Annotated in this window: 14 protein-coding genes and 1 tRNA gene; 7 read left to right on the plus strand and 8 right to left on the minus strand. The window is 70.7% G+C overall.

Going from position 1 to position 15,661, the window contains the following annotated elements; translation table 11 throughout:
* Nucleotides 1-264: 264 nt before the first annotated feature.
* Both NL115_RS03215 and NL115_RS03220 read left to right on the plus strand, forming a co-directional pair.
* Complete coding sequence (locus tag NL115_RS03215; protein WP_254831779.1) at nucleotides 265-3,459, plus strand: tetratricopeptide repeat protein; 3,195 nt, start codon at nucleotides 265-267, stop codon at nucleotides 3,457-3,459.
* A 165-nt stretch (nucleotides 3,460-3,624) separates the two neighbouring features.
* Nucleotides 3,625-3,780, plus strand: coding sequence for a hypothetical protein (locus tag NL115_RS03220; protein WP_254831780.1), 156 nt, complete (start codon nucleotides 3,625-3,627; stop codon nucleotides 3,778-3,780).
* A gap of 32 nt (nucleotides 3,781-3,812) precedes the next feature.
* Here the strand turns inward: NL115_RS03220 and hisA are convergent, their stop codons facing one another.
* The 3 genes from hisA to NL115_RS03235 form a co-directional block, all read right to left on the minus strand.
* Nucleotides 3,813-4,535: a 1-(5-phosphoribosyl)-5-[(5-phosphoribosylamino)methylideneamino]imidazole-4-carboxamide isomerase gene (gene hisA, locus NL115_RS03225; protein ID WP_254831781.1), complete on the minus strand. Its 723-nt coding sequence runs from the start codon at nucleotides 4,533-4,535 to the stop codon at nucleotides 3,813-3,815.
* Between the two features lie 53 nt (nucleotides 4,536-4,588).
* Nucleotides 4,589-5,767 (minus strand): serine hydrolase domain-containing protein, encoded by a 1,179-nt coding sequence (locus NL115_RS03230; RefSeq protein WP_254831782.1) that lies wholly within the window; start codon nucleotides 5,765-5,767, stop codon nucleotides 4,589-4,591.
* 153 nt (nucleotides 5,768-5,920) lie between these two features.
* Entirely contained in the window at nucleotides 5,921-6,283 is a 363-nt protein-coding gene (locus tag NL115_RS03235; RefSeq protein ID WP_254831783.1) for a nuclear transport factor 2 family protein, read from the minus strand.
* A 95-nt stretch (nucleotides 6,284-6,378) separates the two neighbouring features.
* Here NL115_RS03235 and NL115_RS03240 point away from each other — a divergent pair.
* Nucleotides 6,379-6,449, plus strand: a tRNA-Gly gene (locus tag NL115_RS03240).
* A 335-nt stretch (nucleotides 6,450-6,784) separates the two neighbouring features.
* Here NL115_RS03240 and NL115_RS03245 read toward each other — a convergent pair.
* Nucleotides 6,785-7,921: a YihY/virulence factor BrkB family protein gene (locus tag NL115_RS03245; protein WP_254831784.1), complete on the minus strand. Its 1,137-nt coding sequence runs from the start codon at nucleotides 7,919-7,921 to the stop codon at nucleotides 6,785-6,787.
* A gap of 114 nt (nucleotides 7,922-8,035) precedes the next feature.
* Entirely contained in the window at nucleotides 8,036-9,013 is a 978-nt protein-coding gene (locus NL115_RS03250; protein WP_254831785.1) for an alpha/beta fold hydrolase, read from the minus strand.
* 52 nt (nucleotides 9,014-9,065) lie between these two features.
* Here NL115_RS03250 and NL115_RS03255 point away from each other — a divergent pair, with 52 nt between their 5' ends.
* On the plus strand, nucleotides 9,066-9,383 hold the full coding sequence (locus NL115_RS03255; protein WP_254831786.1) for an MTH1187 family thiamine-binding protein: 318 nt from the start codon (nucleotides 9,066-9,068) through the stop codon (nucleotides 9,381-9,383).
* Between the two features lie 9 nt (nucleotides 9,384-9,392).
* Here NL115_RS03255 and NL115_RS03260 read toward each other — a convergent pair whose 3' ends face one another.
* Complete coding sequence (locus tag NL115_RS03260; RefSeq protein ID WP_254833141.1) at nucleotides 9,393-10,721, minus strand: tRNA(Ile)(2)-agmatinylcytidine synthase; 1,329 nt, start codon at nucleotides 10,719-10,721, stop codon at nucleotides 9,393-9,395.
* A gap of 221 nt (nucleotides 10,722-10,942) precedes the next feature.
* Between NL115_RS03260 and NL115_RS03265 the strand changes: the two genes are divergently transcribed.
* Nucleotides 10,943-11,917 carry a transcriptional regulator gene (locus NL115_RS03265; RefSeq protein ID WP_254831787.1) on the plus strand — a complete coding sequence of 325 codons (975 nt, stop codon included), beginning with the start codon at nucleotides 10,943-10,945 and terminating at the stop codon, nucleotides 11,915-11,917.
* A gap of 92 nt (nucleotides 11,918-12,009) precedes the next feature.
* Here the strand turns inward: NL115_RS03265 and NL115_RS03270 are convergent, their stop codons facing one another.
* Both NL115_RS03270 and NL115_RS03275 read right to left on the minus strand, forming a co-directional pair.
* A complete protein-coding gene (locus NL115_RS03270) occupies nucleotides 12,010-12,315 on the minus strand; it encodes a hypothetical protein (RefSeq protein ID WP_254831788.1) in 306 nt (101 codons plus the stop codon).
* 277 nt (nucleotides 12,316-12,592) lie between these two features.
* On the minus strand, nucleotides 12,593-13,015 hold the full coding sequence (locus NL115_RS03275; protein WP_254831789.1) for a DUF7975 family protein: 423 nt from the start codon (nucleotides 13,013-13,015) through the stop codon (nucleotides 12,593-12,595).
* A 105-nt stretch (nucleotides 13,016-13,120) separates the two neighbouring features.
* On the opposite strand from NL115_RS03275, the gene cmk reads away from it, so the two are divergent.
* A complete protein-coding gene (gene cmk / locus NL115_RS03280) occupies nucleotides 13,121-13,738 on the plus strand; it encodes a (d)CMP kinase (RefSeq protein WP_254831790.1) in 618 nt (205 codons plus the stop codon).
* A 327-nt stretch (nucleotides 13,739-14,065) separates the two neighbouring features.
* Entirely contained in the window at nucleotides 14,066-15,607 is a 1,542-nt protein-coding gene (locus tag NL115_RS03285) for an ABC transporter substrate-binding protein (protein ID WP_254831791.1), read from the plus strand.
* Nucleotides 15,608-15,661 lie beyond the last annotated feature (54 nt).

Here is a 15,661-nt window from a genome sequence, read left to right on the forward strand (position 1 = left end):
CGGTTCCCCCTCGGTGTGGGTGCGCCGCCCGGCGCGGCGGTACTTAAACTCAGTATGTGACGTAATCTACCCGCACCCGGAATCACCACTGCGGACTATCGTGTCTCCGCGTCGGCAGTGCATCCGAGTCGGTTCGGCTCCATCTTCGACTCGCCACTGGCGGCCGCGTCGACACGGCACCGTCTGGCGCGCGTGCCGCTACCGGGGGGTGGGGGTGCGCTCGCCGGGGAGAGCTTTTGTGAGTGGCCGAAGAACGAGCGACAAATGGACGACGGGGGGGAGCCCGTACTCGATGTTGTCAGGCGGCGCTGGCCGGTGTTCGAGCGACTGCTGGACGGTCCCTCGTACAAGCGCGACCTCGTCGCGTCGGTCGACCGGTCACGGTCGACCGTCGACCGGGCCGTCCGGGAGCTGGAGGGGGAGGGACTGGTCGAGCGGACGGACGGCGGCTACGTCGCGACCGTGGCCGGGCGACTCGCCGCCGAGGAGTACCGGGCGGCGACGGACTCGCTCGCGGCGGTCGAGGCGGCGGTCGCCGCGCTGGAGCCGTTGCCGTACGACGCCCCGCTGTCGGGCGCGGCGCTGGCCGACGCGACGGTCGGCCTCGCCGGGGCGGATGCCGACGCGGCGGCGCTCGCCGACCGGTTCCTCGACCGCCTCGCGAGCGCGGACAGGGTGGCGGCCGCCGTCGCGACGGCCGCGGACGAGTCGTTCGCGGCCGAGGCCGTCGCGGCGGCCGGAGCGTCCGTGTTGCTGCCACCGGACGCCGACACGGGGCCGGACGGGCGGCCGGCGACGACCGAGCCACCGTTCTCGCTGCTCCGGACGCCGACGGCCGTCCTGGTGCTGATCCACGCCGACGACGGACGCCCGCACGCGCTGGTCGAGGCGACCGGCGACGACGCGCTCGCGTGGGCCGGGGAGCGGTTCGCCGAACTCGACCCGGAGCGCGCCGCCGCGACGCCCCCGGGACACGGCGACGGGCCGGAGTCGACACGGCTCGCGTCGGAGGGGTTCGAGCGCCTCGGCGATGCCGCGTTCGACCCGGCGAACGCCCGCGACCTCGTGCTGGCGCTCCGGACGGGCCACGAGTTCGCGGACGTGGCCGCCGGGCACGCGCTGCCGCGGGAGCGACCCGACGACGGCGATGCCGGCCGCGAGCGCCTCGACAACTGCCTCCTGGCACGCCTGACCGACGGCCGCGACGTGGCGCTCCTGGGGCCGCCGGGGAGCGGCAAGAGCACCGTCTGCCGGCAGGTCGCACACCGCTGGGACGAGGCCGACCACGGCGCGGTGTGGTACCGCCGGAGCGGCCGGGGGCGACAGTTCACCGCGCCGGAGGCACTCGCAGCCGCGGCCCGGCGCGACCCCGGACACACGCTGGTCGTCGTCGAGGATGCCGTCCGGTCGGGCCGGGCCGTGTTCGAGACGATGCGTGCCCTCCGGGACGACCCGACGGTCTCGGTACTCGTGGACGCGCGGACGGCCGAGTGGGGCGACCCGCCGGGCGAACCGCTGTCCCCCGCGGTCAGAGCCGACCGGGACGAGGCGGTCGAGGTGTTCCGGATGCCACCTCTCGACGAGCGCGAGCGCGAGCGGTTCGTCGCCCACGTCGCCGCCGACCGCGACCGGTCGGCCGAGAAACTGGCGTCGGCGGTCGAGGCGGTCGCGCGCTGCTCCGACGACCACGCGGCCGGTGCACCGTCGTCGGTGCTGGCGTTCCTCCACTGCCTCGCGACGGCCGCGGGCGTCGGGGAGGATGTCCCGAGCGCGCTGCAGGCGGACGCGGAGACGACGCTGGCGCGACTCCGCGAGGGCGAACCGGCGGCGTACGACCTCGGCGTGCTGGCGAACCTGCTGAACGCGGCGGGGCTGGCCGTGGAGCCGGCGTCCCTCTACGCGCTGGTCGCACCGCCGGCCGACTACGACGCGACGGCCATCGACGCCGCCATCCAGACCCTCCACGGGCGGGTGCTGTTCGGGCCATCGCCGCTGGACTGTCAGCTCCCCCACGAGGAGTGGTCGGTCGCGTTCCTCGACGCGCTGGTCGAGACGGAGCCGGCGCCGGCGGCCCAGCGCCGGGTCGGCCGCGTCTGCTCGGCGCTCTGGTCGCTGGCCGACGACCCCGAAGGCCGCGAGGCGGTTCGAGACGCGCTGGGCGCGGAGGCAGCGGTCCTCGAACGGGTCGCCGCCGACCCGACCGGGTGGGCCGACGAGACGGTCGACGCGCTGTTCACGCTCGTCGAACGCCAGCCGGGGCTGGCGCCGCTGCTGGGCGAGAGCGACCACTCGGCGCTCACCCTGCCCGACGCCTGTTCGCCGGGGGCGGCCGTCCGAACCGTCTCGAGGCGATGTCAGGCCCGCTTCGACCGAGGGGACTACGAGGCGCTCGCCCGCGAGGCGGCGGCGCTGTACCACCGGGCGGGCGTCCTCGACGCCCCCGAACGGACGCGGTTCCGGTCCGAGGCGTTCTTCCACCGGGCCTGGGCCGCCATCAGGACCGGCGCGTTCGACGACGCCGACCGGTACGCCGAGTGGGCGCTGGCGCTGGCCGAGACGGTCGACGATGACGAGCGGGCACGGGAGGCGCTCGGCGCCCGCGGCGTCGCGGCGTGGCTCGCCGGAGACCTGGACGACGCCGAACGCCACCTCACCGCTGCGGAGTCACGGGCCGACGCCGAAGGGGACCCGGCCGGGGCGGCCTCCATCCAGAACAACCTCGGCATCGTCCACTACGAGCGGGGTGAGTTCGACGCCGCACTGGACCGGTTCGAGCGGAGCCGAGCGCTCCGCGAACGGGCGGGCGCCCGGGTCGCGCTCGTCGACTCGCTGGTCAACCTCGGCGTCATCGAGCGTGACTGGGGACGGCCGGCGGCGGCCATCGAACGGTTCGAGACAGCGGTGGACCTCGCGCGCGACGTCGGGGCTCGCGACTATCTCGCCCACGCGTTGCGTGCGCTCGGGAACACGCTCGCCGACGACGGCCGCGACGCGGTAGCTACCGAGCGCCTCGAAGAAGCCCTCGCCCTCGCCCGTGATGCCGGCAACCGGGAGAACGTCGCCCACTGCCTCCGGGGGCTGGGCGTGGCCGCTCGGGAACGGGGCGACCTCGACCGGGCCGAGCGCCACCTGACCGAGAGCCGCGAGACCGCCGACGACGTCGATGCCGACCGCGCGCTCGCGCTCGCGCTCCGGGAGCTGGGCACGCTGGCCCGTGAGCGCGGCGCCAGCGAGGTGGCACTCGACCGACTGGACGCGTGTCTCGAGACGTTCGACCCGGAGACGCGGAACGCCGAGACGGCACGTGCACACCGCGAGCGCGGCGAGGCGCTGCTGGCGCTCGGCGACGACGCGGCGGCGCGTGCGGCCTTCGAGACCGCACGGACCCAGTACCGGGCACTCGGCGCTGACCACCGGGTTGCGGAGTGCGAGAGTCGGATGGCGGGTGTCGCGGACTGAACCGCTCCACCCATGCCGGCACCCGGACTCCGCGAGCCTCGCGGGCCTCGTCGCCGGCTGTGGGCGGGCGCCACTGCCCTGGCCGGGGTCAACCGCTGATAAAGAGCAGAGTAGAACCGGACTGGTGCTCGATTTTATATACCTCTGCCCCGACGAACGGGTACAGTGCCGCTCATCCAGTCAGTGGCGGATACGGTCGTCGCGACGGCTCCACAGATGGCGGCCGCCTCCCCGACGGGAGCGGCCGTCTCCGGTGCCGCCGCCTACGCGCTGGTTCGGCTGGCCGGTCGGCGGGAGTACCGACCCACGGACGGAGCCTGAGGCCGACCGAGCACGGGACCGGCCGCGGTTCGTCACTCGACGGCCGCGCTCGCCTCGGCGAGCGTGAACGCGCCCTCGTAGAGCGCCGTGCCGACGACGACCGCCGCCGCCCCCGCGTCGTGAACGGTCCGGACGTCCTCGACGGTCGCGACGCCGCCGCTGGCGATGACCGGAGCGTCCACGGCCTCGACGACGCGGCGGACCTCCTCGCCGCGGACACCCTCCATCTGTCCCTCGACGTCCACGTCGGTGAACAGGATGCCCGCCGCGCCGGCATCGACGAACCGCGCGGCGGCCTCGGCCGGGTCGAGACCCGTCCCCTCCGTCCAGCCGGAGACGACGACCTCCCCGCCCCTGCTGTCGAGGCTGACGAGGACGCCCTCCGGGAAGCGGTCGGTGATGGTGGAGACGACATCCGGGTTCTCGACGGCCGCCGTGCCGAGGATGACCCGGTCGACGCCGCCCTCGAGCAGCGAGAAGGCGTCGGCAGCGGTCCGGATGCCGCCGCCGACCTGCACGTCCGCGTTCGTGGCTGCGACCACGCGCTCGATGGCGCCCGCGTTCGCGCGCTCACCCTCGAACGCCCCGTCGAGGTCGACGAGGTGGAGCGTTCGAGCCCCCTCGTCCTCCCAGTCCCCCGCGGCCTCGACCGGGTCGCCGTAGGTGCGCCCGGTTCCACGCTCGCCGCCCACGAGCTGGACGACCTGCCCGTCCTGTACGTCCACCGCCGGCACGACCTCGAACGAGTCGAACATTCCGGTTGGTGTGTACTGGGTGGCCGCGCGGCTAAACGGTGCTGGTCGGGCCGTCACTGGAGACAGTCGTAGACGGCCTCCCGGACGGCCACCTCGCGGGGGTCGTCGACGAGATGGACGCCCAGTCGGTTCGGAACGTACGCGAAGGCGAGGTCGGCGTCGGGGTCGGCGAAGCCGAACGTGCCGCCGAAGCCGGGCGTCCCGAACGCCGCGTCGGAGCTCCCGAACGTGAACTCGCCGTACGGCTTCGAGTAGCCCATGTCGTACTCGTTTCGGATCCGCACGACGAGGTCCCGGTCGCCACCCGACGGGGGCGTCGGGACCGTCGTCAGCTCCTCGTAGGTCGCCTCGTCGATGCCGAGGCGGTCACCACCGGTCGCGAGGTCGTCGTAGACTTGGGCCAGCCCTCGGGCCGTCCCGATGCCGTTGGCCGAGGGGATCTCGACCGACCGGAGCGGCGGCTCCGTCAGGTCCGTCGGGTCGTCGTAGGCGACGCAGTTCGCGGCGCGGTTGCTGAGCGACCGCGGGTTCAGCAACGCCGCGAGGTAGCGCGGCGACAGCCGGTGGGCGTTCCGGAGGAGCTGGACCGGGCCGAAGGGGTCGAGCTCGGCCACCCGCTCGTCCGGGACGGACTCGGGCAGGCCGATGTGGAACTCGGCGTCCAGCGGGTCGGCGACCTCGTCCGCGAAGAACTCGCCGACGGTCCGCCCGTCCGTCCGGCGGAACAGCTCGCTCGTGTACCAGCCCAGCGTGAACGTGTGGTAGCCATGGCGGGTCCCGGGGCCCCAGTCGGGTTTCTGGGCCGCCAGAACCTCGGCGAGTTCGTCGTGGTCGGCCAGCTGCGCGGCGGTCACCGGCTCGTCCAGCGTCGCCAGCCCGCTCCGGTGGCGCAGCAGCTGCTGGACGGTGATCGTCTCCTTGCCGTGCCGAGCGAACTCGGGCCAGTGGTCGGCGATGCGGTCCTCGAGGGCGAACAGTCCCCGCGAGAGCGCGACCGCCGTCGCCGTCGCTGCCATCCCCTTCGTCCCGGAGAACGCCATCGCCATCGTGTGCTCCGCCCAGGGCTGCTCGCCAGCGGTGTCCCGGTAGCCACCCCAGATGTCGACGACACACTCCCCCTCGTGGTAGACGGTACAGGCGGCCCCGAGCTCGTTCCGCGACCGGAAGTTCTCGGCGAAGGCGTCCACCACCGGTCCGAACCCGTCCGCGGCCGTCCCGTCGACGACCGGCATCAGCGATCGTCTCCTTGTGTCATGTTATCAACCCGGACAGACATGATACCGGGTAGGCCACAAGCGAAGATAAATCTTGACCGGGGGCTACCGGTCGGTGAACAGAAGCTCGTCCACCACTGCGCTGTCCGCCGCAGCCCCGGCCGTCGGGTGCTACATCGTGTACGTTGTCAGCGCGGCCAACCGGCCGTCCGCGACGGCGAAGGTGTCGACGAACCGGAACCACGTCTCTCCGTTCGCGCGCTCCAGCCGCCCCTCGACGGCGACGTGGGCGTCCGTGTCCGCGTCCGCGTCGTCGCTTCCGTCGCCGGCCCGGTAGACCCGCTCGACGACGTGCGTGGTGTCGGTATCCGGGCGCTCCTCGCGCATGAACCGGACGAACGCGTCGGCCCCCTCCAGCGTCCGGTCGGGCCGGTGCTGGACGAAGGCGTCCGCAAGCAGGTCCCGCAGGGCCACGTAGTCGCCGTCGTCGATGGTCCGATAGTAGGCACGGGCGAGGTCGCCGGCGTCGGTCATGGCTGGGTCCTGGGTGCGTGGACGGTATCAAACCCCGCGGCCGCAGGGGTTCCGGAATCCTTTTGTGCAACACCGGCGTCGCATCTGGTACAGGCGCGCTGGTAGTGTAGTGGTATCACGTGACCTTGCCATGGTCACAACCGGGGTTCAAATCCCCGCCAGCGCACTTCTCCGACCACTCCCCGTCGAGCGGCCGCGCTCTCCGACCGCTTCCCACAGCAGCGACGGCTCTCGTCCGCTGCGTGAAACCCGCTCGTCGGCGGACAGGACCATCCGGTGTGAGGAGCTGGTCCCGGGGAGGAGGCTACCCGGGGTGGCGGCGGCGGCGACCCTTGCGCCCCACCCGGTTCCAGAATCAGAGACGGGGGCTGAGTCCGAGGCCAGAGAGGGCCGTCAGCAGCAGGAGCCCCAGGGACGTACCGTCGAGCCGGCCGAGGACGAGGACATCGGGCGTGGAGATATTTCGACTCACACTATCGGGGGAGATACCCTTCTCGACAGTTACGCGTCCGGGCCGTCCTGGCGGCGCTCGCTCCGGGAATCCCACTGGAACAGGACCTTCCCGGTCTCGCGGTCACCGCCGAGAAGCCGCGGTCGGTCGACGGTCTCGACCGTGACCGATGCCTCGTCCGGGCGCGGGAGCGTCACCTCGCGGTCGTCGATGGCGATACGGACCTCGTCGTACCCCCCGGCCTCGGCGACTGCGAGGGCCTCCTCCAGTTCGCGGAGCGGCTCGACGAAGTCGTCGTCGTTGTACGAGTGGTGGGTCCCGGGCTCGGCGCCCCAGGCGATGTTGTCCACGTCCTCGCTACGGCCCGAGAGGACGGCGTTGACCGACGCGCCGACGAGCAGAATCAGCCCGCCGAAGTAGAGCCAGGTGATGAGGAGGATGATGACGCCGACGATACCGTAGGAGGAGGTCGAAGAGGCGGCGACGTAGTAGCGGAACACGGCGCTGAGGGCGGTCCAGCCGACGGCAGCGACCAGGGTGCCCGGAATCACCTCGCGGACGGTGACGTCCTCGTCCGGGAAGATGTAGTACATCGGGAACAGGGCGACGCCGATACTGAGGACCGAGAGGAGGGGGCGGACGACGGTGTCGGCCTCGCCGAGCGTGGGGAGTCCGACGAATCGCTCCGCGGCACTGACAACGAAGAGAGCGATACCGAGCGCCCCGAAGACGATGAGACCGTCGATTATCTGGTCGGCGAAGGAGTTCGCCGCCTCCGACTCGTAGATGTCGGAGAACGCCTGGTCGAGGCCACGGAAGATGCGCAACGTCCCCCAGCCGAGCGCGACGAACGACAGAGCAGAGAGGCTGGCGTTCTGCGTCCCACTGGTGGCCGCCTGCAACAGGAGGTCCGTGAACTGGCCCGTGACGCTCTCCTCCTGGGCGGCGCCCGCTGGCGTGAGGTTGCCGGCCATGGCCTCGATGAACGTGCGCGCCAGCGTCTCGTCACCCACCTGCGAGATGAGATACAGGACCAGCAACAGGAACGGCACCAGCGAGACGAACGCGTGGTAGGCGATGCTCCCAGCCATGAACGTGACGTTCTCGGCCCTGACCTCGGTGATGATAGCCTCCATCACAGTCCGTGCACGGCGGACACGAGGGTCGTCGAGTACCCGGCTGCTCATGCTGGGGCCTTCTCGCGCCCCCGTATAACCCCCCGGGATGCCGGCGACACGATTCCGTGGGAGAAGGAGCTGAGCTGCTGGCCGGCGACGGCGGCGACGCCGAAGCGAGCGGGGTCAGGCGCCGTCGAGGAAGCGACGGATTTCGTCGCCGACGAGCGCGGGGCGCTCCTGATGGACGAAGTGGCCCGCATCGCTCACCCGGAGGACCCGACAGGGTGCGTCGAAGGCGCGCTCGGCCTCGTCGTACAGGTCCGTCCCGATACAGCCGTCGCGAGCCCCCGTGATGAGCAGCGCCGGCACCTCGATAGCCGGTCCCTCGTCGGGGGAGGGCGGGCCATGGAAGACCATCTCCTTCAGGCCGCCGCCGACGATCTGTCGGTAGTACGCCAGCGCGTGCTCGACGGTGTCCCCGCGCGCCATGGTGGCCTTCACGCTCTCGATGCGGCTCCGGGAGTAGTCCCAGCCGGGACTCCAGAGCCCCCAGAGGAACTCGACGAACTCGAAGTCCCGCCATCGGAGCGCCTGCTCGGGGAAGCCAGGAACCTGGAACAGCCACATATACCACGAGCGCAGCACCTGCTTCGGGTAGCGCGTCAGCAGCGCCTCGAAGCGCGGCGGGACCGCCATCGCCACCAGCCGGTCCATCGCGTCCGGGTTCGCGGCCGCCGCAGCGTACGTCGCGACGGCGCCCCAGTCGTGACCGACCAGCACGCGCTCGCCGTCGCGGTCGAAGTGGTCGGCTGCCACATCCAGCAGTGCGTTCGCGTCCGTGCCCAGCGCCTCGGCCGTGTACTCGCCGTCCGGGGCCGGGTCCGTGGGCGCGTACCCGCGCATGTACGGGGCGACGGCGGTGTAGCCCGACTCGGAGAGGGCGTCCAGCACGGGCACCATCGACCCCGCGTCGTCCGGGAACCCGTGGAGACAGACCGCGAGGTCGCCCGCGTCGTTCGCGTCGGTCGCGGGTTGTTCGACCAGGCACTCGAAGGAGAGGCCGTTCGCCTCGAGTTCGATGGTCCCGTAGCCCGCCGTGTCACCGGCGGCGACAGGGTCGGCCGGGCGCACGTCGCTATCAGCGGAATCCTCGTCGCTCATACTCGCCCCTGCGACGCCCACGCTCTTAGCCGTGGGTGTCCTACGACCGGACATGACGGTTGTCGCGCTGCTGTCGGTCGCACCGGTCATCGAGGACAGCATGGCGAGCGAGGTGGCCAAAGCGGTCGCCGCGCTCGACGACTTCGACGTCTCCTACGAGACGAACCCGATGGGGACGGTCATCGAGGCCGACGACATCGGGACACTGTTCGACGCCGCGCAGGCTGCCCACGAGGCGGTCGACGGCGACCGCGTGAGTACGGTGCTGAAGATCGACGACAAGCGGACCCGGGAGTTCGAGGCCCGGGAGAAGGTCGACGCCGTCGAGCGGGAGCTGGGACGCGAGGCGAAGCGGGAACGGGAGCGGTGACCGGGGCGCTCACCGCTCGGGGTGCGTCGGCGCGTCGAACCCGCCCCGGACGAGTGGCTTCGCGACGTGCCGCCGGGCACAGGGCGGCACCTCGTACCAGCCCCGTTCGAGGTCGCGTTCGACCGCCCGCTCGACCTTCCCCGGCGCCGCGGTGCCACAGTCCCGGCAGCGGTAGCCCTGCCCACGGCCCGCGGAGGACATCGACCGGCCGCAGTCCGGACAGTCCGGCGTCGCGGGTTCGGTCCGGACGAGGTCGCGAACGGCGAACTTCTCCAGTTTCAACGTCCCGTCGCTCACCTCGCCGCAGGCGGTGACGTGGTCGCCGACGCGCAGGGCGCGTACGCGGTCGCGGAAGCGCTTGGTCGGCTCGAACGCCGCACAGGCGAGCGTCGTCGGGTCCCCCCCGGGACCGTCGCCCGTGGCATCGCCGCCGGGTGCGCGCAACTCGCAGAAGACGTGCCCGCCCCGGCGGGTCTCGGGCGGCTCCGAGACGACCCCGTCCAGCCGGTACGCACGCCCGTCACGGGCGTTCGCGAGCGTCCCGTCGCGGAGGTGTGCGTCGGTTCCCTGGTTGGTGACGAACGTTCGCGCGCGCTCGGCCGGCTCCGAGTTGATGGCGGCGGCGACCCGCCGGCAGGCGTCGGGGGCGTCGCCGCGGATGCCGTAGAGAACCGGCCCCGGCGTGTGGGGGACACAGACCGTCTCTCGCTCGCCACGGTCGACGGTGTCCCAGACGGTCGGGTACGCCTCGTCCGCGGCGGCGAAGACGCTCGCGGCGTCGACGGAGCGCTCGGTCCCCCAGCGCTCGCGCGGCCGGTAGACGATGTGCTCGTAGGTCGGTGTCAGGTCGTCCTCGGCCCAGGCACGCCACGCACCGGTGGCCGCGAGCGCGCCCACGAGGCCGCGCCCGTCACCCCAGGTCGCGTCGCGGGTCTCGACCGCCTCGGACGCGTCGGCGAGCACGTCACGGGCCGTCTCGCGCGCCAGGATGTCGCGGACCGCCCCGGCGGAGAGGTCAGCGACCCCCTCGGGAACCGACTCCGGCGCGCCCGCGAGAGCGACCACGCCGGGATTGGTCCGGGGGTCGTCGACGACCGCGGTGTCGTCGACGAGGGCGCGAGCAGCGGCGAACGCGACATCGACGGCGGCGTCGGTGTGAACCGCGAGCGCAGCGTTACCGCGGGTCTTGTACTCGACGGCGGGGTTGAGTCGGACGAGGCAGACCCGGGCGACGCTCGCGCCGCGCTCGCGCAATCGCTCGGCGAGCACGGCGGCCGCGTACGTCGTACACATCCCCGCCTCGCGCGAGTCCGTGTCGTCCAGTCCGACGACGGTCACGGTCGTCATTATCTGCCCGGTTACGAACGGGTTTCGCTCCGCGACCGCCCGACCGACTGCACCCCGGTTCGCCGCTGAGCGGCCACGAACAGCCCTCGGACCCCCGTTCGCCGTGCCACACTACCCGGTATTTGAATGTGTCCCCGGTGCCTCCAGAATCGACGGACACAGCGGGTGAGGGGACACAACACATATGTTCATCGAGTCATCTATATTCCTCTATGTCCCGGTCCGCACTGGTCGAGAACGTGACCGCGATGCTCGAGGACGCTGGGTTCCTCGTCAGCGACCGGTGTGCGATCCGCCCGAAGAGCTTCGACGTGGCCGCGCGCCGCGGCGAGGACACGCTCCTGCTGAAGGTCCTCGTCAACATCGACGCGTTCGACGCCCCGACGGGGGCGGAGATGCGCCGGCTCGGCCACTACCTGGGCGCGACACCCATGGTGCTCGGGCTCCGGACCCGCGACGAGGAACTCGACCCCGGCGTCGTCTACTTCCGTCAGGGCGTCCCGGTCCTCTCGCCGGACACCGCGATGGACCTGTTCGTCGAGGAGGTGCCGCCGCTCATCTACGCCGCGCCGGGCGGTCTCTACGTCAACATCGACAGCGAGGTGCTGGCCGACGCCCGCGAGCAGAAGGACTGGTCGCTCGGCCGCCTTGCGCAGGAGCTCGGCGTCTCCCGGCGCACCGTCTCGAAGTACGAGGACGGCATGAACGCCTCCGTCGAGGTCGCGGCCGACCTGGAGGAGATGTTCGATGCGCCCCTCACCTCGCCCGTCGAGGTGCTCGACGGCGCCGAGGAGGTCCGCGAGGGCGACCCCACGCCCGAGGACCCCGACGCCGACCCGGACGACGAACCCGTCATCGCGGTCCTCACCCGCGTCGGCTACGACGTCCACCCGACCGACCGCGCCCCCTTCAAGGCCGTCGGCGAGGCCCGGCGCGCCCGCCTGGCCTCGATGCTGACCGGCCACTCCACCTTCGACCGGACCGCCGAGAAACGTGCCCGCATCATGTCCTCGGTCGGCCGGGTCACCCGGACGCGCTCGGTGTACGTCGTCGATCGCGCGACGCGGGACAGCGTGGAGGGCACGGCGCTCGTCGAGCGTGAGGAGATGGAACAGGTCGAGGACGCCGACGACCTGCGGGACCTGATCCAGGAGCGCGTCGACATCGACGTGGAAGAACCGGCGTAAGGGTTGTTCTGGAGCGGTCCTGTCGTCCCGGCTCGCGGGTCGCCCGAGAACGGACTGCCGGACCGGAGCACTGGCTCAGCACGCACCACTGGTCATCCCTCGGAGGTCACTTCCGAGGATGCGACATACCGTCGTGTCGCGTAGAATCCGACGGCATAGATACCGAACGCGAACGGTCCGACCGCGAAGATGCCGACGGAGAAGATGCCGACCGCGAAGACGCCTGCAGAGAAGATTCCGACCGAGAAGATGCCCGCGGAAAGCACACCGAGACTGAAGTTCCCCGCTGCGAGGAACCCGAAGGCCGATTGCCCGGAAGCCAGCACCTCGTATCCAGCGATGGTTTCGACACCTGCCAGTGTCAACACCAGCGCGATTACCAGCAGGCCAACCGCCACGAAACCGCCCGCATCCTGCCAATCTGTTTCCATAGCCGAAGATGCGACGAAAAGGGTATTAACTCAACATCGTAGTCCAGGGTGCTGGGAATAACCGTCACTCATCGACACGGACCCAGTGGTTCGCTCCGTGAGCGAGGTGCACCCGCGGTTCAGGACGAGCACTGCGATCTGCCGCCGCCCGGAGATTTCGACAGGGCCATCGATTCCAGCGTCGCCGCCACGACGATGCCGTCCGGCGATCGCTGCACGAACGTCTCCGAGCCCCGACGAGGCCTCATTCCCGGTCGTCACCGTCGTCGCCACCCTGCCCGGCCTCTATCTCGACCACCAGCTCGTACGCCGGGCCGAGCCCGAACACCTCCCGGTAGCAGGCCTCGATGAAGTCGGCCGCGTGCTTCGGGTCGGCGAGCGCCGAGACGTGCACGATACCGTCCTGAGCCTTCCGGGTCTCGGGCTGCTGGAGCTTGAACACGGGAAACGACGCCAGCAACTCATCGAGCGCGGCGCGTGCGCTCCCGACATCGGTGGCGGCACCCGCCTCCGCGAGGTCCAGCGTGATAGTCCGGTCGGCGTAGGTGATGCCGACCTGCCGGTCGCTCGCACGCGCGACGAAGTCGACGCCGTCCTCGCGGGAGCGGTGGCGAGCGATGGCTCGAACGGCGAGCCGTTTCCGGTCGGCCGGGGACGTGGCGGGCATCGTCGGGACTCGGGGGCCGAAGGGCTTCGGTCTGACGGAGCGGGCGACGAGAGGCGCACCCATCGACACCGTTAGGTAGCGGCGGGAGCCGTCTCCCCACAACGCATGGATCACAACCTCCTCATCACGGTGTCGGGGCCGCCGGGAAGCGGCGCGTCGAGCACGTCACAGGCGCTGGCGGAGGCGCTCGGAGTCCAGCGGGTCGACGGCGGCGAGGTGTTCCGCGAGCTCGCGGAGGAGCGGGGGATGAGCCTCACGCAGTTCTCCGCGAAGGCCGACGAGGACCCCGAGATCGACCAGCTCATCGACCGACGCCTCCAGCGCGTCGCCGAGGTGTGGGGTGCCTCCAACAAGGGGTTCGTCCTGGAGTCCCGGCTGGCGGGCTGGCTGGCCGGCAACCGCGCGGACCTCCGCATCTGGCTCAACGCCCCCGAAGAGGTCCGCGTCGAGCGGACCGCCGACCGCGAGGAGATGGAATCCGAGATGCGGGTCCGCGAGGTCCAGGAGGTCGGTCGCTTCGAGCGGGCCTACGGCGTCGATGTCACGGACACCTCCTTCTACGACCTGTCGGTCAACACGTCGCGCTGGTCGCGTGAGTCCGTCGTGGCCATCATCATGCAGGCCGTCGAGGAGTACGAGTACACCGAGGACGAGGGGGCGTTCACGAACGAAATCGAACTGCCCGAGACAGACGGCGAGACGGAGCTGGGTCCGAACTCGTAAGCGGCGTCCATCCGGGCGGTGTTCGTCTCGGTAATGATGGCCGCCGACAGCTCCGGCGAGAGCGGCGCGGAACGCAAGGAACCGCTGCCCTGGGCGGTAGCACCGATAAGGCACGCATATCACGACGACCCGAACCGCGCCCACGGCGTGGAATCCGCCCGGAGCCGGTCGTTACCGCGACAGTTCGAGGATTTCTGCCAGTTATCACCAGAATAGGACACGTAATTGAGCATCGAACTGTAGAAAACAGCCAATATGCTGAATATGCATTGAACAACCCCATAACGTAAGAGCGGGGCGCGGGATACATCCGGTCGACTACACACGATGAGCCAGCAGACAGACCAGCCGTCCACGACCGGAGCGGCGGACGCGGCGGGCGGGGATGCTGGGGATGCGGTGGCGTCCGAGCGCGGGCCCGACCGCCGGTCGTTTCTGAAGTACGCCGGAGCCGGCGGGGCCGCTGCACTGGCGGCGGGGTGCAAGGAACGCGAGTTCGGGGACCGGAACGTCGAGACGTTCACTCCGGCCAGCAGCACCGGCACCGGAACGGCGCCTCCTCAGCCGCTCTCGGGCGAGTCGATCCGCCTCGGCTGCCTGGCCCCACAGCCGGAGAGCTTCCCGGTGGGCCAGTCGATGTGGAACGCGATGCGGATGGCCGTCGCGGACCTCAACGAGAACGGCGTCCCCGGCATCGGTGGCCGCGGCATCCTCGGCGCGCGGGTGAAACCGTACGTGGGCAACACGGAAGCCTCCCCGGGGACCGCCCGCGAGGAGTTCCGGCGACTCGTCCAGAAGAACGGGTGCAAGACCACGTTCGGGACCTTCCTGACGCAGTGTACGCTGCAGTGTATGCCCTCGATGAAGGCGACCGACACCACCCACATCACCACAGCGGCCGCCGGACCCAAGCCCGCCAGGGTCGTCCACGACCGCTACGACGAGTTCAAGTGGCACTTCCGGGTCGGCCCGCTGAACTCCTTCGACCTGGCCCGGGCGGAACTGGAGTTCCTCACCCTCTATGCCAGCGAACTCGACTGGGACACCGTCTCGGTCCTCATCGAGAACATCGCCCCGTTCGACCCCTTCGCGAAGGTGCTGGACGAGAACATCCGTGGCATCGTCGACGAGGTGCCCGTCTTCAAGCGGTCGTCGTCGGGGACGACCAACTGGACGCCGCTGTACGACGAGGTGCAGGGTGTCGACTCCGACCTCGCTCTCATCGCGCAGGCGCTGACGGGCACGGCCGCTGTCAAGCAATGGGCCAACCAGAACCGCCCGTTTGAGATGGGCGGCATCAGTCTCCCCGCACAGATCTACGAGTTCTGGGAGGAGGTCTCCGGTGCCTGTCAGTACGTGTTCACGATGAACGCGGTCACGCCACAGACCACCAACACCCCCCGGACCCAGGACTTCATGAAGCGGTATCGCGAGAAGTTCGACACCTACCCCGTCTACTCCGGCCCCATCACCTACGACGGCGTAAGGGTGTACGCGAAGGCGATGGCGGACTACGTCCTCGACAACGGCCTCGAGCGCCTCCCGACGAACGCGGAGATGGTCGAGGCGCTGGAGAACGTGACGTTCGAACACGGGACCATCCTCCCCGAGTTCCAGTTCACCCCGAAGAGCGCCGACTACGCCCACGACCCCGCATGGACCTCCATGAAACAGACCGGGGTCCCGGTCTGGCAGCAGTGGCAGGTCGACAAGGCGGTCAGCGAGGACTACGGCGTGATGCACTCGTTCGCGCCGGAGCAGAACAAGACCTCGCCGTACTCGTTCCCCCACTGGATCGACTACCCCAGCGACCACCCCGCCAACACCGAGGGGCCGCCCGGCCGGAACAACGGCGCTGGCGACCTGTAAGCGGCGTCCAACGACCACCCTGCCGGTGGCCGGTCGGCTACCGGTGCGCGGCGA

Origin of the sequence: Haloglomus salinum, assembly GCF_024298825.1 — an archaeon.
Taxonomy (GTDB): Archaea; Halobacteriota; Halobacteria; order Halobacteriales; family Haloarculaceae; genus Haloglomus; species Haloglomus salinum.